This window comes from Sphingomonas silueang (assembly GCF_040049155.1).
GTDB classification, from domain to species: Bacteria; Pseudomonadota; Alphaproteobacteria; order Sphingomonadales; family Sphingomonadaceae; genus Sphingomonas; species Sphingomonas silueang.
Map to the genome: position 1 here is coordinate 1 of NZ_JBDZDK010000014.1, position 20,481 is coordinate 20,481.

Consider the following 20,481-nt stretch of genomic DNA (forward strand, 5'->3'; position numbering starts at 1 on the left):
GTCAGCACCGTCATCGCTTGCACATCCTCGCTGCCGAGGATGGCCATGACACCGGCGACCCGCTGGCACTCGTTGTGCCTTTTCTATCTAGCGGAGGAGTGTCATTTCTACTTAGCACCTACAGATACGAAGTTCGATAATACACATTATGTAAAATCACGGCGCTTTTGGCGGTGATCTCCGGCCGTCGCTGCCCTCAAGCACCAGCATGCCCCGCTCGACCCGCCAGCTGTCCAGCCGCGACAGGAAGTTCATGCCGATCACGTCGAACGCGCCGAACGTCGGCGATACCACCACCGGCAGGTCGCGCGTCTCGAGCGATCCCAGTCGCAACGTCTCGACCCTGCCGCGCGACGCCTCGATCGCGCCGTTGGCGGTGTTGAGGATCACCGGCGGCACCCGGCGGATCGTGATGCCCGCCTTGCGCGCGGTTTCCTCGGAGATCGCGGTCGTCGTCGCGCCGCTGTCGATCAGCATCCGCCGCTCGACGCCGTTCAGGCGAACGTTCGCCCAGAAATGACCGTCCGGCGACTGGCGGATGCGCACCGTATCACCGTCGACCGTCTGCTCCTCCACGCCGATCCGCCGCGACAGGTCCGACGCCCATTGCCCGAGCTGCACCCGATGCGCGAACGCGACATACAGGATGCCGAACACCGCCACCCAGCCCAGCAGGTTGCGCACCACGACGCCCGCCGACGGACGCCGCGCGATGAGCGACGACAAGGGCAGCATCAGCATCAGCAGGCCCAGCACGATCCACGGCAGACGGTCGCCGGTCACGGGACGATGTCCATCCCGTCATAGCCCGGCTCGAACCCCGGCGGCAGCGCGGCGACCAGCGACGCATAATCCATCGAATTGTCCATATGGATCAATATGGTACGACCGGCTCCGCATGCACGGGAAAAGGCGATCGCTTCCGCCAGCGACGGATGGGTCGGGTGCGGCGCCACCCGCAGCGCGTCGACGATCAGCACGTCGACATGCTGATACAGCTTGTGCATGTCGGGCGTTACTGCACTGAAATCGGTAGCATATCCGACCGACTTCCCGCCCGCGTCGAACCGCAGCCCGGCGGAGGTGATCGATCCGTGCGGCTGATCGGTGCAGCGGATATCGATCGGGCCGATCGCCATCGCGTCGCTCAGGTCGGCAGCGACGATCGTCGGACGATAGCCCGCCCTGCCCGCGAAGGCATAGTCGAACCGGCGCTTCAGGCTTTCCAGCGTTGCGGGCCGCGCGAACCCGCGCACCGGCGTGCCGCGATTGTGGAACAGCTGCCGCAGATCGTCGATGCCGTGGCAGTGGTCGGCATGGTCATGAGTCCACAGCACCGCGTCGACTTCGCCGACATCGGCGTCGAGCAATTGCGCGCGCATGTCCGGACCGGTGTCGATCAGAATGCGGGTGCCGTCATGTTCGACCAGGGCCGACACCCGCGTGCGCCGGTTACGCGGCTCGGCCGGGTCGCAGGCACCCCAGTCGTTGCCGATCCGTGGCACTCCCGACGAGGTGCCCGAGCCGAGGATGCGGACCTTCACGCCAGCGTTTTCGCGAACAGCCGGTGGAAATTCGCGTGGGTCGCCGCGGCCAGTTCCTCGGGCGCCTCGCCGCGCAAACCGGCGAGGAAGCGGCAGGTGTCCGCCACGAACGCGGGTTCGCCCGGCTTGCCGCGATGCGGCACCGGCGCGAGGAACGGTGCGTCGGTTTCGATCAGCAGCCGGTCCCGCGGCAGGTCGCGCGCGACCGCCTGCAACGCCTGCGCGCTCTTGAAGGTGACGATCCCCGAAATCGAGATATGGAAGCCGAGGTCGAGGCCGATCCGCGCCAGTTCCGCCGATCCCGTGAAGCAGTGGAGCACGCCGGGGAAGGCCCCCTTCCCCAGTTCCTCGCGCAGGATCGCGGCAGTGTCCTCCTCCGCGTCGCGGGTGTGCACCACGATCGGCAGCCCGGTTTCGCGGCAAGCGGCCAGATGCGCGCGGAAGCTGCGCGCCTGTGCGCCGCGGTCGCTATGGTCGTAATAATAGTCGAGGCCGCTCTCGCCGATGCCGACGACGCGCGGGTGCTGTGCGCGCTCGACCAGCCTGGCGGTATCGACATCGGGGTGCTGGTCGGCCTCATGCGGGTGGATGCCGACCGTGGCCCACACGTCCGGCTCGCGCTCGGCGGTGGCGATCACCGCGTCCCATTCGGATTCGCGCGTCGCGATGTTCAGCATCGCCGCCACCCCGGCCCCGCGCGCACGGGCCAGCACGTCGTCCTGTTGCTCGAAGACGCCCTTGTAGTTCAGGTGGCAGTGGCTGTCGGCCAGTTTCATGCCGGTTCGGTCTCCGCGATCGCCAGTCGGGGGAAGATGGGGGTGGGCGGTGCGATGCGGAAGCCCCCTTCGCGCTGGGCGCGATACCAGCCGTCGTCGCCCAGCGCGGCATGGAGCTTCGGGCCTTGGCCCAGCTGCCGGAGCAGTTCCTCCGCCGATCGAGGCACCACAGGCGCGATCGTCACCGCCAGATCGCGGATCGCGCGGACCAGCGTGCCGAGCACCGCATGCATCCGCTCCGGATCGGTCTTGCGCAGCGACCACGGGGCCTGCACGTCGATATACTGGTTGCAGGCGAAGACGCCGCGCATCCATGCTTCGAGCGCCTGGGAGAGCTGCAAGTTGGCGAAGTGGGCGCGGAACGTGTCCGTCGCCTCGCCGATGGTGGCGAGCAGTTCGGTGTCGGCCGCGTCGCCGCGCCCGTCCTCGGGCAGCGCGCCGCCCAGATTCTTCGCGATGAACGAAAGGGTTCGCTGCGCCAGATTGCCGAAGCTGTTGGCGAGATCGCTGTTCGCGCGGGCGACGATCGCCTCGTCGGAATAGCTGCCGTCCTGCCCGAAGCTGACATCGCGCAGCAGGTAGTAGCGCAGCGAATCCACGCCATAGAGTTGCGCCAGCTGCATCGGATCGGCGACATTACCCGCCGATTTCGACATCTTGGTCCCGTCGCGCGCGAGCACGAAGCCGTGGCCGAACACCCTCTCCGGCAGCGGCAGCTTCGCCGACATCAGGAAGGCGGGCCAGTACACCGCGTGGAAGCGCACGATGTCCTTGCCGATCAGGTGCAGCGCGGCGGGCCAGTAGCGGTTGGTCGCGTCCGGATAGCCCGCGCCGGTCAGATAGTTGGTCAGCGCATCGACCCAGACGTACATCACATGCCCCGGGCTGTCCGGCACCGGTACGCCCCAGTCGAAGCTGGTGCGCGATACCGACAGGTCGGTCAGCCCGCCCTCGACGAAGCGCAGCACCTCGTTTCGGCGGCTTTCGGGCTGGATGAAGTCGGGGTTGGCGGCATAGAGGTCGAGCAGCGGCTGCTGGTATTTCGACAGGCGGAAGAACCACGTCTCCTCGGCGGTCCATTCGACCGGCGTACCCTGCGGCGACAGGCGGACCCCGCCCTCGCCGTCGACCAGTTCCTTTTCTTCGTAGAAGGCCTCGTCGCGCACCGAGTACCAGCCCTCGTACCGGTCGAGATACAGGTCGCCATTGTCCTGCATCGCCTGCCAGATCGCCTGCGACGCGGCATAATGCTCCGGCTCAACGGTGCGGATGAAGCGATCGCACGAGATGTTCAGTGTGCCCGCCATCTCGCGGAAATAGCCCGACATCTCGTCCGCCAGCGCGCGCACTTCGACGCCGCGGTCGCGGGCGGTCTTGACCATCTTCAGGCCGTGTTCGTCGGTGCCGGTCTGGAAGAACACGTCGCGTCCGGCCTGGCGCTGGAACCGGGCGATGGCGTCGGCGGCGATCATCTCATAGGCGTGGCCGATGTGCGGCCGCCCGTTGGGATAATGGATCGCGGTGGTGATGTAGAAGGGATCGGACATGGCGCAGGCTGTACGGCGTGGCGGGTACGAAGGAAAGCCGGTTCAGCCGTCCCGCCGATCGGGCGCGAGGCGCGCGACGAGGCCCGCCATCTCGAACACCGTCGTCTCCGCGACCAGCGACAGCGCGGGCGCCATCGCCGAGAGCGCGCGCGCCCGGTCATAGGCGTCGAGCGCGTCGCGGAGCGCCGGGCCGGTGCGCTCGCGCGCCGCCGCCGCGATCAGGGCCGGCGCGCGGTCGAGGAAGGCGAGATAGCGCGGGTGCGCCGCCTTGCCCGACAGCGCCTTGGCAAGGCGGGTGCGGACGCGGTTGGCCGGATCGCCGTCCGCCGCGATCGCCGCCAGATCGCGGTCGAGCGCGGCGATCGACAGCCCGGCAAAGGCCAGCGCGCGTCCGGGCGATCCATCCGCCACCGCGACCAGCGCGGCGATCTCGTCGTCCTGCACCTCGGGGTCATGGGCGCGGAGCACCTGCGCCACCTCCGCATCGCCCAGCGGATCGAAGCGCAACTGGCGGCAGCGCGAGCGGATCGTCGGCAGCAGCCGCCCCGGCGCATGGCTGACGAGCAGGAAGACCGTGCCGACCGGCGGCTCCTCGAGATTCTTGAGCAGCGCATTGGCGGCGGCGCGCTCCAGATCGTCGATCGCATCGATCAGCACCACGCGGCGCTCGCCCGGCTCGAGCGAGCGCGCGAACAGCGGTTGCAGCGCGCGCACCTGCTTGATGACGATGCTGCGCGCGATGTCCTGATCGGGCTTGTCGGGATCCTTGGGCAGGCGGACCAGTTCGCGATACCCGTGATGCGCATCGGCGGCAATCATCGCCTCGGTCCGTTCACGTCCCTCCCGCCCCGCCAGCAGGTCCACCGCCGCCGCGCGCGCGAAGCTGGCCTTGCCGACGCCCTCCGGCCCGGTCAGTAGCCACGCATGATGCAGCGCCCCGCCCGCGACCGCTGCGGCGAAGGCGGCGCGCGCAGCGGCGTTGCCGACCAGTCCGGTCACGGCAGCAGGTCGGCGATCGCGTCCAGCAGCCGCGCGGTCACCGCCTCAGGCGTGCCGGACGCATCGATGCGGCGCACGCGATCGGACTCGGTATCGGCGATCCGGTCGAACGTCGCCACGACCGATCGGTGGAAATCCGCATCGCGCGCGGCGAAGCGATCGGCATCCGCCCCGTCGCGGGCGCGGGCGCGGGCATCGCCCTCGCCGTCGGGCAGGGTCAGCAGCAGCGTGCGATCGGGCAGCAGCCCGCGCGATCCAAAGCCGTGCAGCGCGAGGATCGCGGCGTCGTCGATCCCCTGCGCGCCCTGGTACGCCCGCGTGCTGTCGAGGAAGCGGTCGCAGATCACCCAGCTGCCCGCCGCGGTCATCGGCAGGATCACCTTCTCGACATGATCGGCGCGCGCGGCGGCGAACAGCAGCGCCTCGGCATGGGCGCTCCAGCGGCGTACGTCGCCCTGCATCAGCAGGGCACGGATCGCCTCCGCCCCCTCGCTGCCGCCGGGCTCGCGGGTCAGGACCGTGTGGATCCCGCGCGCCTCCAGCGCAGCCGCGAGCGCGCGGGCCTGGGTCGATTTCCCGACTCCTTCCCCGCCTTCCAGCGTCAGGAAGCGCCCGCTGCTCAAGCGAACAGGCCGGTCAGCCCTGCCCAGACCCGGCCGAAGAAGCCTGCCTCGGCAACGTCGGTTTCCGCGACCAGCGGCATGCGCTGCTCGCCGGTGTCGGGCGAGGCGATCACGAGGTCGGCGATGTGCTGCCCCTTGGCGATCGGCGCCTTGATCGGGCCGTTATAGACGACCTTGGCGGTGATCGGGCTGTTGGTGCCCGCGGGCATGGTCACGGTCAGCGCCCGCGGGGCGACGAGGCCGACTTCGGATGCGTTGCCGAGCTGGACCTCGGCGGTCTGGACCCGCTTGCCTGCCGCGACGATCGGGCGCGCGCGCCATGCGCCGAAGCCCCAGTTCATGAACTTGACCGATTCGGACGCGCGCTGGTTGAAGCTGGTCAGCCCGGCCAGCACCATGACGAGCCGCCGTCCGTCCTGCTGCGCCGAACCCGTGAAGCCGAACCCCGCCTCCTCGGTATGGCCGGTCTTGAGGCCGTCCGCGCCGCGCACCTTGCCGAGCAGGGGATCGCGGTTCGCCTGGGTAATCGCGCTGCCGCTGCCCAACGTCTTGCCCCAGGTGAAATTCTCCTTGGAGTAGAACTGCTTGTACAGCTGCGGGTGGTTTTCGATCGTCGCGGCGGCCAGCTTCGCCAGATCGCGCGCGGTCACATAGGTGCGGCCTTCGTCGGGCCAGCCGTTCGAGGTGCCGAAATGGCTGTTGGTCAGGCCCAGTTCCTTGGCGCGCTGGTTCATCAGCCCGACGAACGCTTCCTCCGAACCCGCGATCTTCTCGGCCAGCACGACGCAGGCGTCGTTCCCCGACAGGACGACGATGCCGTAGAGCAGGTTCTCGACGCTGACGCTCTCGTTCGGCGACAGGAACATCGTCGATCCCGCCTGCGGCCCGTGCCACTTCTGCCACGTTTCCGGCGCGACCAGCGCGGTGTCGGACAGTTTCAGCTCGCCCTTCTTGATCAGGTCGAACGCGACATAGGCGGTCATCATCTTCGCCATCGACGCGGGCGGCATGCGCCGGTCGGCGTCCTTGGCATAGAGCACCGCGCCCGACGACAGATCGGTCATGAACGCAACCGGTGCGGGCGTCTCGAACGTCGGGGCGGCGGCGATGCCCGGGCTGGCGACGACGATGGCGGCGATGCTCGAAAGGGCGATCTTACGCATGGGGTACGGGTTCCATCTGGTCTTTGGGCGTCAGTCTTGCTGGGTGGTCCGTGCGTCGCCGAACCCCCGCCTTGCGAGCGAGGCACGGGCGGTATCGGCAGCGGCACGGGTGGCGAACGGGCCAGCCTGCACCCGGTACAGCGTGCCCACGCGCCGCACAACGCCGGCGATCGATTTTGCCAGCGCCTGTGCACGGGTGGCGTCGGACAGCGCAGCGACCTGCACGAACCAGCGGCCTGCGGGCTGTGGCGCGGGGGTGGGGCGTGGCGCAGGACGGGGCGCGGGCGGCGGTGTCTCGACGAGCGCCTTGGGCGGGGCGACGCTCGTCCGGATCAGTTCGCGTGTCGGCGGCGTCATCACCGGCAGGCGTCGGCGCAGCGCCGCCAGCAGCGCCTGCGGGCTGTCGAGCCGTCGCACCACGCCGCCCGCGCGCAGCACCGTCTGGTCCTGCGGCGTCGGCACGATCGGGCGGACGCGGACCGGGACGAGCGGCGCATCGGCCAGCCCCAGCGCGGCGGCGGCGGCGGCGGACAGTTCGGCCACCCGGTCGGGCGGCAGGGCGGCGCCGCTGCGCACCTCGGCAAGGATGGTCGTGCCGGTATCGACCGAGGTCACTTCGGCGAAGCTGCCGGGGGCGAGGCTGCGATGGACGACGAACACGCCCGGCCCGCCCGCCACCCGCGACGCCATGCCGACGTCGTCGAGCCGCGCGGGGCTGACCGGCGGCGCGTCCTGCGCGACGGCGGCGAGCAGGACCAGCGGCGGCAGGATCGTCATTTCGCCACTTCGTCCGCGAGCAGCCCGACCGACAGCGCATAATAGTTGGAGCAGTTGTAGTCGAGGATGACCCGGTAGTTGCCGGTCAGCAGATAGGCGGTCTGGCCTGGCCCGTCGGGCTCGATCAGCGTCGCCTGGATCGTGTCGGGATAGCGCCGGGCGTCGTCCGGCACCACGCCCAGCGCGCGCCATTCGCTTAAGGTCCGCCACTGGCTGTGCCGGTCGAACACGCGCGGGCAGCGCGGCGACAGCGAGCGCGGGCGCAGGATCGACCGGTCGAACCCGGCGGGAATCCGCACCGCAAAGCCCCATGGCTCGCCGCGCCGCCATCCGGCATCGACGAAGTAGTTGGCGATCGACGCCAGCGTATCCGCCTCGTTCGACCAGATGTTGGCCACCCCGTCGCCGTCGCCGTCGCGCGCGAGGCGCAGATAGATCGACGGCAGGAACTGCGGATAGCCGAAGGCCCCGGCCCAGCTGCCCTTCAGCCGGTCGCGCGGCACGCCGCGGTCGATCATCTTCAGCGTCGCGATGAACTCTGGCTCGAACAGCGCACGGCGACGCCCTTCATAGGCGAGCGTGGCGAGGCTGCGCGGCAGGTCGAAATTGCCGGTATAGCCGCCGTAGTTGGTCTCATGGCCCCAGATCGCGACCATGATCTCCTCGGGCACGCCGGTCTCGCGCTCGATCGCCGCCAGCCGGGGGCGCTGCGCGCGATAGGCGGCGCGCCCGCGATTGATCCGCGCCGCATCGACATGGCGCGCGCGATAGGGCGCGAAGCGCGAGACGGTGGTGGTATTGGAACTGCCCGGCTGCTGCCGATCGAGTTCGACCACACGCGGGTTGTAGGTCAGCGTCGGCAGCACGGCGTCGATCGTCGCCTGCCGCACGCCTTCCGCGCGGGCGCGCACGCCGACCTCGCGCAGATAGGCCTGGAACCCCGCCTCGTCCTGCGCGGCGGCGGATGCCCCCGTCGCCATGGCCAGCAATATGGCGAAACCTGCCCTTGGAATACGCAACGCACCACTCCCAGCCTTCGCGGACCACCGTCTTGGCACATGGTTCGGGCGGGATGAACCCCCGATGTGCGACGCGGGGGCTTGCAACGTGCGCCGTCCCGGTTCTAGGCAGCGCCGTCGCACGATCACGGAAGAGTGTCCGAGTGGTTTAAGGATCCGGTCTTGAAAACCGGCGAGCGGGCAACCGTTCCGTGGGTTCGAATCCCACCTCTTCCGCCACCGTTTTCCCTCCCGGATTTCACTGCCGGGTCGGTAGGGAGCCTCCGTCCAGCGGGCCCTGCAGCCGTGCGAGTTGGGACAGGTGCTCGGCTATTCCCGTCACAGGTCCGGCTGCATGGGTGGTATTGAAGAAGTCGCGCCACCCGGAGGCGGCGATGCCCTTCACGAGCGCGGCGAGCGCTGCCTGACCGTGGGCTTGTCGATCGAGCGCAGTCCCCGCCGCGCGATCCGTTGGGTGGCGGGCGGCGGATCGCCTTTGCGCCATTCCGCGACGAGGCCGCGAACCCAGTCCGGCCGCGACTTCGCAGCGTCGTTGAGCCAGTTTCCGACGGAGTCCTGGACATAGGCGGACGGGTCTGCGCGGAGCGGTTCGAGGAGGCGGCGGCCGGGCGACGGATCGGACTTCAGGGTAGTGATATGGGCGCACCAGACGCCCCGCGGCCGGGTCGCCTCCGACGCGAAGCGCCGGACACGATCGGAAGGATCGCTCGTCCAGTCCGCCAACAGCATGATCGCGCCCTCGATGTCGGCGGCGATAGCCGGTCGCACCGCGAGCCAAGCCCATTCCCGGACGCCGAAATGCGGGTCGTCCGCGAAGCGGCGGATCGCCGCCAGACGCGCAGGCAAGGGCATTGCCTGCGCGCCGATCAGGAAACATGCCCAGCCGCGCACCGTGTCGCTCGGGTGCCGCGCCAACGGTTCGACCGCTTGCGGCCCGAGCCGGTCGAGCAGGATTCGCCCGGCCGCGGCCATCCGGGCGGCAATGCCGAGGCTGGCGAGCCGCATGACGTCGCCATCGTCCAGACCGGCATCCGCGGGAACGATCTGGCGGAGCAGGTTGCCGAAATCGACCGCGAGAACCTCTGCGAGGTTGCGCGTTTCGATCACGCCGGCGTCGATAGCCGCACGACGGCCGTCCTGTTCACCGGCCATCGGAGCCTGCCTGCCGCGTGCCGGCGACGGTGCGAGCGAAGACCTTCGTGAGCAGTTGCTGCACGGTGTCGCGCTCGGCTTCGGTGAGATCGGAGAACAGCGTCCCGATCCAGCGGCCATGCTCGTCCGTCACCCGCCGGGCCAGTGCGGCGCCGCTGGCGGTGAGTCGCACCGTCAGCTTGCGGCGGTCGACATCGTTCGCGCTGCGCCGGACGAACCCCGACCGTTCCAGCCCGTCGAGCAGGCCGGTGACGGTGCCGCGCGTGACGCCCGCTCGCTCGGCCAGTTCATGCGGCGAGAGACCGTCCTTCGCATCGTCGAGGAGGAACAGGAGGACGAACTTGCCTTCCGACAGATCGTGCTCGCCGAGGCGGACGGCGCAGTCGCGGTCGATGGCTGCCGCCAGCGACAACAGCTCGAAGCAGGTTCGCATGCCGTCTGTAGCGGCCTTCGGCTGGTCAGCCGATCGAGCCAGCAGCGCAGCATATTTCCGAGCGAGTGGAACCATAAGGCGGCATACTATATGGGGCCACCCTTTCGATCAAGCGGTAGAGGGCGCGCAAAGCGGGATTTGGAGGGCTATGGCGTAGCCATGGTGTCCGTCCGGGTCCGGCGCAGCCCGCCTGCACCCGCCGTCATGGCGCGGAAGAAGCTGAACGCGGCGGTCGGGAGCAGGGCGCCGCGAAGACGGCTTGCGCCAACGGCGGTGGCGCCGCACCGCCCCCGCTGCTACCGGAGGGTGTCCTTTCCATCCCGCGACGATTATGTCTTTTCCGGATCGCAGGAACACAGGGAAGCCGTACCGAACATGGGCATGACGACCGCCAAACCTCCCGTCGAACCCGGCGACACCGTTGGCCGCATCGTCGCGATCATGGCGCGTCTGCGCGATCCCGACCATGGCTGCGAATGGGACAAGGTACAGACCTTCGCGACGATCGCGCCCTACACGATCGAGGAAGCCTATGAGGTCGCCGACGCGATCGAACGTGGTGACGTCGCCGATCTGAAGGATGAACTGGGCGACCTGTTGCTCCAGGTCGTGTTCCACAGCCGGATCGCCGAGGAAGCCGGGCTGTTCGGTCTGCGCGACGTCGTCGACGCGATCAGCGACAAGATGGAGCGGCGGCATCCGCATATCTTCGGCGACACGGCGGAGGGTGGCCATCACCTGTGGGAACAGGTCAAGGCCGAGGAGCGTCGCGCCAGGCCGGGCCACGACGGCGCGCTGGCCGGGGTAGCGGTCGGGCTGCCCGCGCTGACCCGGGCGGAGAAGCTCCAGAAGCGGGCGGCGCGGGTCGGGTTCGACTGGCCCGATGCGGCGGGGCCGCGCGCCAAGATCGACGAGGAATTGCGGGAGGTGGCGGAGGCTGCGGAGGCCGAGCGGGCCGAGGAGGTGGGCGACCTGCTGTTCTCGGTCGTCAACTGGGCACGGCATCTGGGCGTCGATGCCGAGGCGGCGTTGCGGGCCGCCAATGCCAAGTTCGAGCGGCGCTTTGCGGCGATGGAAGCCGGCGACCCGCACTTCGCCGCCCGGTCGCTGGACGACAAGGAGCGGGCATGGGAAAAGGCGAAGGCAGGCCCCCTGCCCTGACCCCCGATCGCGGCAGCCGCCCGTCGGCGGCTGCCGGAGTCGATCCGGCGCTGCCCGATACATAGCATGCTGAAACTGCCCGGCGAGTCCCGGTGCCCGTTTTCCGGACTCCTGCGGACCCGCCTGCCCCGCCCTATCGGGTCAGGAACCGGTCATAGTCCGCCGGGGCCATCCGCACGTCGTACATCGCCCGCGCCTCGTCCATCCAGTGATCGGTCACCTCGCCATGCGCGTGCAGCCATGCCGCACTCGCCCCATCCTCCGGGGCCAGCGCGATGCGATAGCGCCGGTGCCCCTGGGTCAGCCGGTCGCCGATGGTCCGGACAAGGGCATCGACCCCCTCCCCGGTCAGCGCGGACAGCGCCACGACATCGTCGCGATGCGCCGCCTCGCCCAGCATCTCGATCCGGTCGTCCTCGCCCAGCAGGTCGAGCTTGTTCCACGCCTCGATCCGGGGTGTGGTTTCGTCCACGCCGATCTCGGCCAGCACCGCCTCGACATCCGCCGCCTGTGCCGCGGTGTCGGGATGCGCCACGTCGCGGACATGGACCAGCAGGTCGGCGGACACCACCTCTTCCAGCGTCGCCTTGAACGCCGCGACCAGCTGCGTCGGCAATTCGGACACGAAGCCCACCGTGTCGGACAGGATCGCCTTGTCGATGCCGGGCAGCGATACCTGCCTGAGCGTCGGGTCGAGCGTGGCGAACAGCAGGTTCTCCGCCATCACCCCTGCCCCGGTCAGCCGGTTGAACAGCGTCGACTTGCCCGCATTGGTGTAGCCGACCAGCGCCACCACCGGCCATGGCGCACGCTGCCGCCGGTCGCGGTGCAGGGTGCGGGTGCGCGACACGCTGTCCAGCTCGCGCCGCAGCCGTGCCATACGGTCGCGGATCAGCCGCCGGTCGGCCTCGATCTGCGTTTCGCCCGGCCCGCCGAGGAAGCCGAAGCCGCCGCGCTGCCGTTCGAGGTGGGTCCAGCTGCGCACCAGCCGCCCCGCCTGATAGTCGAGGTGCGCCAGTTCGACCTGCAACCGCCCTTCGGCGGTGCGGGCGCGTTCGCCGAAGATCTCGAGGATCAGCCCGGTGCGGTCGATCACCTTGCAGCCGAGCTGCGTCTCGAGGTTGCGCTGCTGCACCGGGGTGAGCGCGGCGTCGAACACGGCCAGCTGGATTTCCTCGTCGCGGACGATCGCGGCGAGTTGCTCCACCTGCCCGCTGCCGATCAGCGTCGCGGGCTTGGGCGCACGGACGCGGAAGGGCACGCGGTGGCGCACCTCCACGCCGATGGCGAGTGCCAGGCCCGCCGTCTCTTCCAGCCGCGCATCGGCATCGCGCGCCGACCCGCCCATGTCGGGCAGGACGACGATCGCGCTGGCGCCACGGGCGAACTCCTGTGCGTCGCGGTCGAAACCCGTGCTCAAGCCTCTTCCGCCCCCGATGCCTGTTCCTCCGCAAGGTTCAGCGGATTGGCAGGCTGGATCGTCGACACCGCATGCTTGTAGACCAGCTGCGACATGCCGTCGCGCTGGAGCAGCATGCAGAACAGGTCGAACGCCGCGATCTGCCCCTGCAGCATCACGCCGTTCACCAGGAACATCGTGACGTTCTCCTGCGCCTTGCGCACGGCGTTCAGGAAAATTTCCTGCAGCGGCGCATTCTTCGAGCTATGCTCGGCCGCGGCCTGAATGACCGCCGCCAGATCGGCGGGGCCGGACGGCATGATCGTCGAGATCGCATGCTTGTAGATCAGCTGCGACTGGCCGTCGCGGCGCAGCAGCACCGAGAAATTGTCGAACCAGGTAACGATTCCCTGGAGCTTGACCCCCTTGACGAGGAACATCGTTACCGGCGTCTTCGACCGGCGCAGCGAATTGAGAAACAGGTCCTGAAGCGACCCCTGTCGTTCGGCCATGGCTTGCCCTTGTTCTTGGCGGAGCGTTGCCCCGCATAGCGCCGGTATCCGACGCCCGATTGCCGCGCCCTCACGACGCGGAGCCCTAATCTAGGACGCGGGTTGCACCGCGGCAATGGCCGCTATTCGTCGCCCCGCGTTTCCGTGATGCCGAGCAGCTTCAATTTGCGATGCAACGCGGATCGCTCCATCCCGATGAACGTCGCGGTGCGCGAGATATTGCCCGAGAAGCGGCGTATCTGGACGCGCAGATATTCCCGCTCGAACGATTCGCGCGCCTCGCGCAGCGGCGATCCCATGATCGCGCTGGCGCTCGCCCCGCCGGTGCCGTCGCCCGCCGATCCGAGCACCTCGGGCGGGAGCAGGTCGATGTCGATCCGGGCGATGCGGTTGCCGGGCGCGAGGATGACGGTGCGCTCCACCACGTTGCGCAACTGGCGGACATTGCCCGGCCATTCATAGCTTTGCAGCGCGATCATCGCATCCGCCGCCACCTCCGGCGTCGCGACGCGGCGTTCGTTGGCGTAATGCGCCACGAAGTGCTCGACCAGCGGCGGGATGTCCTCGCGCCGTTCGGCGAGCGACGGAATCTGCACCGGCACGACGTTCAACCGGTAATAGAGATCCTCGCGGAAATTGCCGTCGACGATCTCCTGTTGCAGGTCGCGCGCGGTGGCCGAGACGACGCGCACGTCGACCTTCACCACCCGCGTACCGCCGACGCGGGTGAAACTCTGGTCGGTCAGCACCCGCAGGATGCGGGCCTGCGTCGCGATCGGCATGTCGGCGATCTCGTCGAGGAACAGCGTGCCGCCATGCGCCTGTTCGAGCAGGCCGGGGCGGACGAGGTTGCCGCCTTCCTCCACGCCGAACAGCTCCTCGTCGACCCGCTCGGGCGTCATCCGCGCCGCGCTGACGATCACGAACGGCGCCTGCGCCCGCTGGCTCCAGCCGTGCAGCAGCCGCGCGGCGACCTCCTTGCCCACGCCCGCCCCGCCGGTGATGAGCACCCGGCTGCCGGTTCCTGCCACCCGTTTCAGCGTCGCGCGGACCGCGTTGATCGCGGTCGAGCTGCCGGTCAGGTCGTCCTCGCGGCCCGCCGAGGCGCGCAGCGACGCCACCTCGCGCCGCAGCCGCTCGGTCTCGGTCGCGCGCTGGACGAGGAACAGCAGCCGCTCCGCCTCGAACGGCTTTTCGATGAAATCCACCGCGCCGCGCCGGATCGCCGACACCGCGGTATCGATGTTGCCGTGCCCGGAGATGACCAGCACCGGCAGCGACGGATCGCGCGCCTTCAGCTCGTCGAGCAGTTCCAACCCGTCGAGCCGCGATCCCTGCAACCACACGTCGAGCAGCACCAGCGACGGGCGGCGCATCGCCACCGCCTCCAGCGCGGCATCGCTGTCGGCGGCGCTGCGGGTTTCATAGCCCTCGTCCTCCAGCACGCCGGCGACGAGTTCGCGGATGTCGGCTTCGTCGTCGACGACGAGTATGTCGAGCTTCATGATATCGTTCCGGTCCGGGTAAGCATCGGGTGGCGCGTCGTAACCTCCTGCATATTCTCATCCTCGCGCGCGGTGCCGTTTTCGAGCGCCGCGAGCATCACCGGATCGAGGGTGATCGAAACCACCGTTCCCCCACCGGGACGGTCGGCGAACGATATGGTTCCGAAATGTTCTTCGACGATCTTGCGGACGATGGCCAGCCCCAGTCCGGTGCCGCCCTTGCGCGTCGTCATATAGGGTTCGACGATCCGGTCGCGCTCGGCGGGCAGACCGATGCCGTTGTCGCTGGTGTCGATCCGCATATGGCCGTCGGGGGTTTCGCCGATGGCGATCGCGATGCGGCCGCGCGTCGCGGGGTCGGTACGGGCGGCGACCGCCTCGGTCGCGTTCTTGACGATATTGGTCAGCGCCTGCGCCATCTGCCGCCGGTCGCAGACCAGCGTCGCCGGACCGTCCGCCTCCAGCACGAAATCGATGTCGGGATGCGCCACCTCGTGCAGGAACAGGCTGTGGCGCGCCAGTTCGGCGATCGATTCGCGGCGGAACACCGGCTTCGGCATCCGCGCGAAGGACGAGAATTCGTCGACCATCCGCCGCAGATCGCCGACCTGCCGCACGATCGTCTCGGTCAGCCGGGCGAAGGTGCCGTCGTCGGCGGTCAGTTTCGCGCCATAGCGGCGCTGCAAGCGTTCGGCGGCGAGCTGGATCGGGGTCAGCGGGTTCTTGATCTCGTGCGCGATGCGCCGCGCCACGTCGGACCATGCCGCGCGCCGCTGGTCGAGCAGCTGCTGGGTGATGTCGTCGAAGGTCAGGATATGCTGCCCGTCGTCGCGGGTGATGCGCACCGCCAGCGTCTTCGCCTCGCCGCCGGTCGCCAGCTGGATGATCGCATCCTGCGTGTCGCCCGCCAGCAACTGGCCGAGTTCGGGCGCGACCTCGGCGAGCGGACGCCCGGCCAGCGGCGTGGTCCCGGTGCGCAGCAGCGCGGTGGCCGAGCTGTTGGCGAGCAGGATGATCCCGTCGCGCCCGACCGAGACGACCCCGGCGCTGACCCCGGACATCACCGCCTCGATCAAGGCGCGGCGGCTGTCGATCTGGGCATTGGCGGCGACCAGTTCGCCGGTCTGTTCCTGCAACCGTTCGGTCATGCTGTTGAACGCGCTGGCGAGCGTGCCGATCTCGTCCCTGGTGCGGGTGCCGGGTTCGGCGACGCGGGCCGACAGGTCGCCGTCGGCGATGCGCCGCGCCGCGCCGACCAGCGCGCCGACCGGTCGGACCAGCCGGTCGGCCACCGCCAGCGCCACGAACACCGCCAGCCCGACGATCAGCAGCGACACGATGAACAGCGCGATGTTGAGCTGCAGCTGCACCACGCGCGACCGGTCGAGCAGCGCGTTGTAATCGCTGAGCGTCGCCCGCGTCCGGTCGCGCCGCTCGACATATTTGGCGAGGTCGATGTCGCGCCCCGAATAGACCATGTACGGCGTGTCGAGCACCCGCGCGACCGACTGCACCTTGCCGTCGCGGACGCTGACGAAGCTCTGCTTGCCCCGGCGCAGCGCGGCGATCGAGGCGGGATCGAGGCTCCAGCGCAGCGGCCCTTCGTAGATCGTCGCGGAGGCGAGCGACACCGGGCGACCGTCCGCCGGAATCTCGAACAGCACCGATTCGGTCAGGCTGCGCAGGATGATGCTCTGCTGATAGGTGATGCGGAAGGCGTCGCTGTCGACGGGATAGCGGTTGTTCAGCAGCATCCGGCGGATGTCGGAGGCGACCGCGACATTCTCGCTGTCCACGGCGGTCAGGAAGTCGTTGTAGGCCGACTGCGCCACCGACTGCGCATTCTCGAAGATGCCGCGCGCGCGCGACGAGGACCAGAATTCCACGCCGAACTGGAACAGGAACGACGCGACCACCGTCACCAGCAGCATCGGCACGCTGGCGAGGATCGAGAACAGCGCCACCAGCCGGACGTGGAGCGTGCCGGTGCCGCCGATCTCGGAGCGGGCCGCGCGCCGCATCGCGATCCGCCGTCCGGCGAGCACCAGCAGCGCCATCGCCGGAATGAGGTTCGCGACGAGCAGCGCAGCCATCGCCCATGCCGAGGGCAACCGGTCGCGCGTCGCCGGGCTGCCGTCGAGCAACAGGTAGCTGCCGATCCCGATCGACAGCGACGCGGCGAGCACCGCGATTTCGATCGCCGGAAACCAGCGCGCCGAACTGCGTGGGGCGCGATCCGCTTCCGTCAAACCTGCAACCATAGTTGCCGTTTTACAACATTCGCGCCGCAACGCACGTCAAATCGCTTGGCGGATCGCTCAGCGGTCGCCGTGAAAGGCGCGGAGCGACGGATCGATGCCGAGATCGTCCAGCCGCTTGCGCAGCGTATTGCGGTTCAGCCCCATCGCCCGCGCCGCGCGCAGCTGGTTGTTGCCGTGGCGGTCGAGCATCGCCTCGATGAACGGACGTTCGACGTCGGCGATCAGCCGGTCGTAGAGCGTGCCGTTCTCCAGCGTGGCAGGCTCCTCGCGCGCGATCCGCCGCAGCCAGCCGCGCACCGCCTCGCACAGGTCGATATCGGCCGGGGCGGCGGCGCGCGACGCCGCCTCGCCCAGCGCGCCGCGCAACTCGCTCGCCTCGATCTCGCTGTCGCGGCCCAGCACCGCCGAGCGGCGCATCAGGTTCTCCAGCTCGCGGACATTGCCCGGCCAGTCGTGCGCCTCCAGCAGCGCCAGCGCCTCGCTCGACAGCGTCTTGCGCGGCAGTCCCTCCTGCGCCGCCCGGTCGAGGAAATGCCGCGCCAGCAGTGCCACGTCCTGCCGCCGTTCGCGCAAGGGCGGCAGCGCGATGGGCACGACGTTCAGCCGGTAGAACAGGTCCTCGCGGAACTGGCCCGATTGCACCTGCGCCGCCAGCGTCTTGTTGGTCGCCGCCACGATCCGCACGTCGGCGCGGATCACGCGCGCGCCGCCGACGCTGGTGAACTCGCCCGATTGCAGCACCCGCAGCAGCCGGGTCTGCGCGTCCATCGGCATGTCGCCGATCTCGTCGAGGAACAGCGTGCCGCCCGCCGCCTGCTCGAACTTGCCCGCCGACCGCTGCGCCGCGCCGGTGAAGGCGCCGCGCTCGTGACCGAACAGCTCGGCCTCGATCAGTTCGCGCGGGATCGCCGCCATGTTGAGCGCGATGAACGGCGCACGGGCGCGGCGTCCGAGATCGTGGATCGCGCGGGCGACCAGTTCCTTGCCGGTGCCCGATTCGCCCGTGACCAGCACGGTCAGGTCGGTCGCGACGACGCGCGCGATCACCCGGTACACGTCCTGCATCGCGGCCGACCGCCCGATCAGCGGCAGCGAGGCATCGATCGAATCGGTCGGCGCGACATCCGCCACCCGCCGCCTGCGCGCCAGCGCGCCGCGCACCGCCAGCGCCAGCGTATCGAGGTCGAACGGCTTGGGCAGATAGTCGAACGCCCCCGCCTCGGTCGCGCGGACGGCGGTGGTCAGCGTGTTCTGCGCCGACAGGACGATGATCGGCAGGTCGGGATGCTCGGCGGCCAGCGCGCCCGCCGTCTCCAGCCCGTCGCCGTCGGGCAGCACCACGTCCGTCACCAGCACATCGGGCGATTCGGCACGCAGCTGCGCGCGCAACTGGCCGAGCGTCGCCACCGCCTGCACGATATGCCCCTCGCGGCGCAGCGCCTGCGCGACGACGGTGCGGATCGCGGCATCGTCGTCGCACAGCAGGATGCGGGCAGGCTGCGTCATGCGCGGGGCAGCCGGATACGGAACACGGTCACTTCCGGCTCTCCTTCGCGGGCATAGCCGACGATCCCGCCCATCTCGCGCACCAGCTTCTCCACCATCGGCAATCCGAATCCCCGCCCCTCGCGCTTGCCCGACACGAACGGCTCGAACAGATGGTCGGCGATGTCGCGCGGCGCGCCGGGGCCGTTGTCGCTGACCGTCAGCTCGATCGGCACGGCGCGACGGGGGCCGCCGTCGATGCCGTGCGACATGCCGTGGCGATAGGCGGTGCCGACGACGATCCGCGGATCGGGCGTGTCGCCCAGCGCCTCGGCGGCGTTCTTGAGCAGGTTGACCAGCACCTGGACGAAGGCGTCGCGATCGATCCGCACCGGCGGCAGCGAGGGGTCGAAGCGCTCCTCGATCGCGATTCCGCGCGCGAACCCGGCGGTGGCCAGCTGTACCGCATGGGCGATGACCGGATAGATATTCTGTACGGTCAGGTCGCGCGGGCGATCGTCGGTGAAATCCTGCATCCGGTCGATCAGCGCGGCGATCCGGTCGACCTCGGTGATGATGAGGTCGGTCAGCACGGCGCGGTCGTCCACCTCGCCGGCCAGCAACTGGGCCGCGCCGCGGATGCCCGACAGCGGGTTCTTGATCTCATGCCCCAGCATCGCCGCCGCCCCCGCCGCCGCCCGCGCGCCCGCCGCGCGTGGCGCTGCCTGCATCGCGCGCATGCCGTAGAGCATCACGATCCGCCAGCCCGAGCCATGTCCCGCCGGGGTCTCATGGAAATCGGCGCGCAGCCGCCCGCCGCGCTTCAGCTTCAATTCGCATTCATAGCTGGCGAAGCCGTGCCCGTCGCGCTGGTCGCCATAGCCCGGCGGCAACGCGACGATCTGCCCCAGCGACAGCCCGCGCATCGCCCGGTCGGACAGGTTGAGCAGCAACTCCGCCGCGCCATTGGCATGGGCGATACATCCTGCCTCGTCCAGCACCAGCGCCGCGACCGGCAACTGGGCGAAGATGTCGGCGAAGGACGGCGGCTCGCTGCGCGCCGTCACGCCGCCGCGCGCGAGCACCATGGCGCGTAGAAGTCGGCGAGCATCGCCAGCACGATCCGCGAATCGGCCTGCTGGTTCACTTTGTTGCGGAACTCGGCGGACCCGTGCAGCCCCTTGGTGTACCAGCCGATGTGCTTGCGCATCATGTTGACGCCGACTTCCTCGCCATAATGCTCCAGCATCATGTGATAATGCTCGACGATCTGGTGATATTGCTCCTCGATCGACGGGTCGGCGGGTTCGGTCCCGCCCGACAGCGCGGCCATCACCTGCGCCAGCAGCCACGGGCGGCCATAGGCACCGCGCCCGATCATCACCCCGTCCGCGCCGGACTGGGCCAGTGCGGTCCTCGCATCCTCCACGGAACAGATATCGCCGTTGACGATAACCGGCACCGATACCGCATCCTTCACCCGGCGGACGAACGCCCAGTCGGCATGGTCGCGGTACATCTGGTTGCGGGTGCGGCCATGGACCGTCACCATCCTCGCGCCCAGATCCTCGGCGATGCGCGCCAGTTCGGGGGCGTTGAGGCTGGCATGGTCCCAGCCCATGCGCATCTTGACCGTCACCGGCACCTTCACCGCCTTCACCACCGCTGCGATCAGTTCGGCGGCGAGCGGCAGGTCGCGCATCAGCGCCGATCCGGCATCACCGTTCGTCACCTTGCGCACCGGGCAGCCCATGTTGATGTCGACGATCGCCGCGCCCTTGTCCTCGGCCAGCTTCGCCGCCTCGCCCATCTCGACGGGCGTGCAGCCGACGAGCTGCATCGACACCGGCTCCTCCGCCGGGTCCCACATCGCCTTCTGGATCGACTGGCGCGTCTCGCGGATCGCCGCCTGGCTGGCGATCATCTCGGTGACGTTCAGCCCCGATCCGTGCCGCCGCACCATCTTGCGGAACGGCAGGTCGGTGACGCCGGTCATCGGGGCGAGGATCACCGGCGTGTCGATCACGACATCGCCGACGCGGATGGGGGATAGGGTCATGGGAAACTGCCTGAAAATTGGGCAGCCCTTACCCCAAGCGGGGGTGCAGGGCAAGGCTGGCGGGCC

The 20,481-nt window shown here is 69.3% G+C and carries 19 protein-coding genes and 1 tRNA gene; 2 read left to right on the forward strand and 18 right to left on the reverse strand.

The window, feature by feature from the left end; translation table 11 throughout:
• Positions 1 to 156: 156 nt before the first annotated feature.
• Genes ABLE43_RS13725 through ABLE43_RS13765 form a run of 9 tightly spaced genes read right to left on the reverse strand, consistent with a single transcriptional unit; the run spans position 157 to position 8,409 of the window.
• On the reverse strand, positions 157 to 783 hold the full coding sequence (locus tag ABLE43_RS13725) for a retropepsin-like aspartic protease family protein (protein ID WP_348979002.1): 627 nt from the start codon (positions 781 to 783) through the stop codon (positions 157 to 159).
• The gene (locus tag ABLE43_RS13730) at positions 780 to 1,544 is read right to left on the reverse strand and encodes an MBL fold metallo-hydrolase (protein WP_348979003.1); all 765 of its coding nucleotides are present in this window, start codon (positions 1,542 to 1,544) and stop codon (positions 780 to 782) included. Before ABLE43_RS13730 ends, ABLE43_RS13725 begins: the two co-directional genes overlap by 4 nt.
• A complete protein-coding gene (locus ABLE43_RS13735) occupies positions 1,541 to 2,320 on the reverse strand; it encodes a TatD family hydrolase (RefSeq protein ID WP_348979004.1) in 780 nt (259 codons plus the stop codon). The genes ABLE43_RS13730 and ABLE43_RS13735 overlap by 4 nt, the downstream gene beginning before the upstream one ends.
• Positions 2,317 to 3,867, reverse strand: a complete 1,551-nt coding sequence (metG, locus tag ABLE43_RS13740) for a methionine--tRNA ligase (RefSeq protein WP_348979005.1) — start codon at positions 3,865 to 3,867, stop codon at positions 2,317 to 2,319. Before metG ends, ABLE43_RS13735 begins: the two co-directional genes overlap by 4 nt.
• Before the next feature lie 42 nt (positions 3,868 to 3,909).
• A complete protein-coding gene (locus tag ABLE43_RS13745; RefSeq protein WP_348979006.1) occupies positions 3,910 to 4,866 on the reverse strand; it encodes an AAA family ATPase in 957 nt (318 codons plus the stop codon).
• The gene (gene tmk / locus ABLE43_RS13750) at positions 4,863 to 5,489 is read right to left on the reverse strand and encodes a dTMP kinase (protein ID WP_348979007.1); all 627 of its coding nucleotides are present in this window, start codon (positions 5,487 to 5,489) and stop codon (positions 4,863 to 4,865) included. Before tmk ends, ABLE43_RS13745 begins: the two co-directional genes overlap by 4 nt.
• A complete protein-coding gene (locus ABLE43_RS13755; protein WP_348979008.1) occupies positions 5,486 to 6,652 on the reverse strand; it encodes a D-alanyl-D-alanine carboxypeptidase family protein in 1,167 nt (388 codons plus the stop codon). Before ABLE43_RS13755 ends, tmk begins: the two co-directional genes overlap by 4 nt.
• A 30-nt stretch (positions 6,653 to 6,682) precedes the next feature.
• Entirely contained in the window at positions 6,683 to 7,429 is a 747-nt protein-coding gene (locus ABLE43_RS13760; RefSeq protein ID WP_348979009.1) for an SPOR domain-containing protein, read from the reverse strand.
• On the reverse strand, positions 7,426 to 8,409 hold the full coding sequence (locus ABLE43_RS13765) for a lytic murein transglycosylase (RefSeq protein WP_348979077.1): 984 nt from the start codon (positions 8,407 to 8,409) through the stop codon (positions 7,426 to 7,428). Before ABLE43_RS13765 ends, ABLE43_RS13760 begins: the two co-directional genes overlap by 4 nt.
• Positions 8,410 to 8,577: 168 nt before the next feature.
• Between ABLE43_RS13765 and ABLE43_RS13770 the strand changes: the two genes are divergently transcribed.
• Positions 8,578 to 8,667: transfer RNA gene (locus ABLE43_RS13770), tRNA-Ser, on the forward strand.
• A 162-nt stretch (positions 8,668 to 8,829) separates the two neighbouring features.
• Here the strand turns inward: ABLE43_RS13770 and ABLE43_RS13775 are convergent.
• The gene (locus tag ABLE43_RS13775) at positions 8,830 to 9,600 is read right to left on the reverse strand and encodes a HEAT repeat domain-containing protein (protein WP_348979010.1); all 771 of its coding nucleotides are present in this window, start codon (positions 9,598 to 9,600) and stop codon (positions 8,830 to 8,832) included.
• A complete protein-coding gene (locus tag ABLE43_RS13780) occupies positions 9,590 to 10,033 on the reverse strand; it encodes a MarR family winged helix-turn-helix transcriptional regulator (protein WP_348979011.1) in 444 nt (147 codons plus the stop codon). Before ABLE43_RS13780 ends, ABLE43_RS13775 begins: the two co-directional genes overlap by 11 nt.
• A gap of 381 nt (positions 10,034 to 10,414) precedes the next feature.
• Between ABLE43_RS13780 and mazG the strand changes: the two genes are divergently transcribed.
• A complete protein-coding gene (gene mazG, locus ABLE43_RS13785) occupies positions 10,415 to 11,194 on the forward strand; it encodes a nucleoside triphosphate pyrophosphohydrolase (RefSeq protein WP_348979012.1) in 780 nt (259 codons plus the stop codon).
• 133 nt (positions 11,195 to 11,327) lie between these two features.
• Here the strand turns inward: mazG and hflX are convergent, their stop codons facing one another.
• From hflX to dusB, 7 genes are all read right to left on the reverse strand, one after another.
• Complete coding sequence (gene hflX / locus ABLE43_RS13790; protein WP_348979013.1) at positions 11,328 to 12,614, reverse strand: GTPase HflX; 1,287 nt, start codon at positions 12,612 to 12,614, stop codon at positions 11,328 to 11,330.
• Positions 12,611 to 13,153: an RNA chaperone Hfq gene (gene hfq / locus ABLE43_RS13795; RefSeq protein WP_348979078.1), complete on the reverse strand. Its 543-nt coding sequence runs from the start codon at positions 13,151 to 13,153 to the stop codon at positions 12,611 to 12,613. The genes hflX and hfq overlap by 4 nt, the downstream gene beginning before the upstream one ends.
• Positions 13,154 to 13,227: 74 nt before the next feature.
• Complete coding sequence (gene ntrX / locus ABLE43_RS13800; protein ID WP_348979014.1) at positions 13,228 to 14,610, reverse strand: nitrogen assimilation response regulator NtrX; 1,383 nt, start codon at positions 14,608 to 14,610, stop codon at positions 13,228 to 13,230.
• Positions 14,607 to 16,859 (reverse strand): sensor histidine kinase NtrY-like, encoded by a 2,253-nt coding sequence (locus tag ABLE43_RS13805; protein ID WP_348979015.1) that lies wholly within the window; start codon positions 16,857 to 16,859, stop codon positions 14,607 to 14,609. The genes ntrX and ABLE43_RS13805 overlap by 4 nt, the downstream gene beginning before the upstream one ends.
• 69 nt (positions 16,860 to 16,928) lie before the next feature.
• Entirely contained in the window at positions 16,929 to 18,377 is a 1,449-nt protein-coding gene (gene ntrC / locus ABLE43_RS13810; RefSeq protein ID WP_348979016.1) for a nitrogen regulation protein NR(I), read from the reverse strand.
• Positions 18,374 to 19,444 (reverse strand): two-component system sensor histidine kinase NtrB, encoded by a 1,071-nt coding sequence (locus ABLE43_RS13815; protein ID WP_348979017.1) that lies wholly within the window; start codon positions 19,442 to 19,444, stop codon positions 18,374 to 18,376. The genes ntrC and ABLE43_RS13815 overlap by 4 nt, the downstream gene beginning before the upstream one ends.
• Positions 19,420 to 20,415 (reverse strand): tRNA dihydrouridine synthase DusB, encoded by a 996-nt coding sequence (dusB, locus tag ABLE43_RS13820; protein ID WP_348979018.1) that lies wholly within the window; start codon positions 20,413 to 20,415, stop codon positions 19,420 to 19,422. The genes ABLE43_RS13815 and dusB overlap by 25 nt, the downstream gene beginning before the upstream one ends.
• Between the last annotated feature and the right edge of the window lie 66 nt (positions 20,416 to 20,481).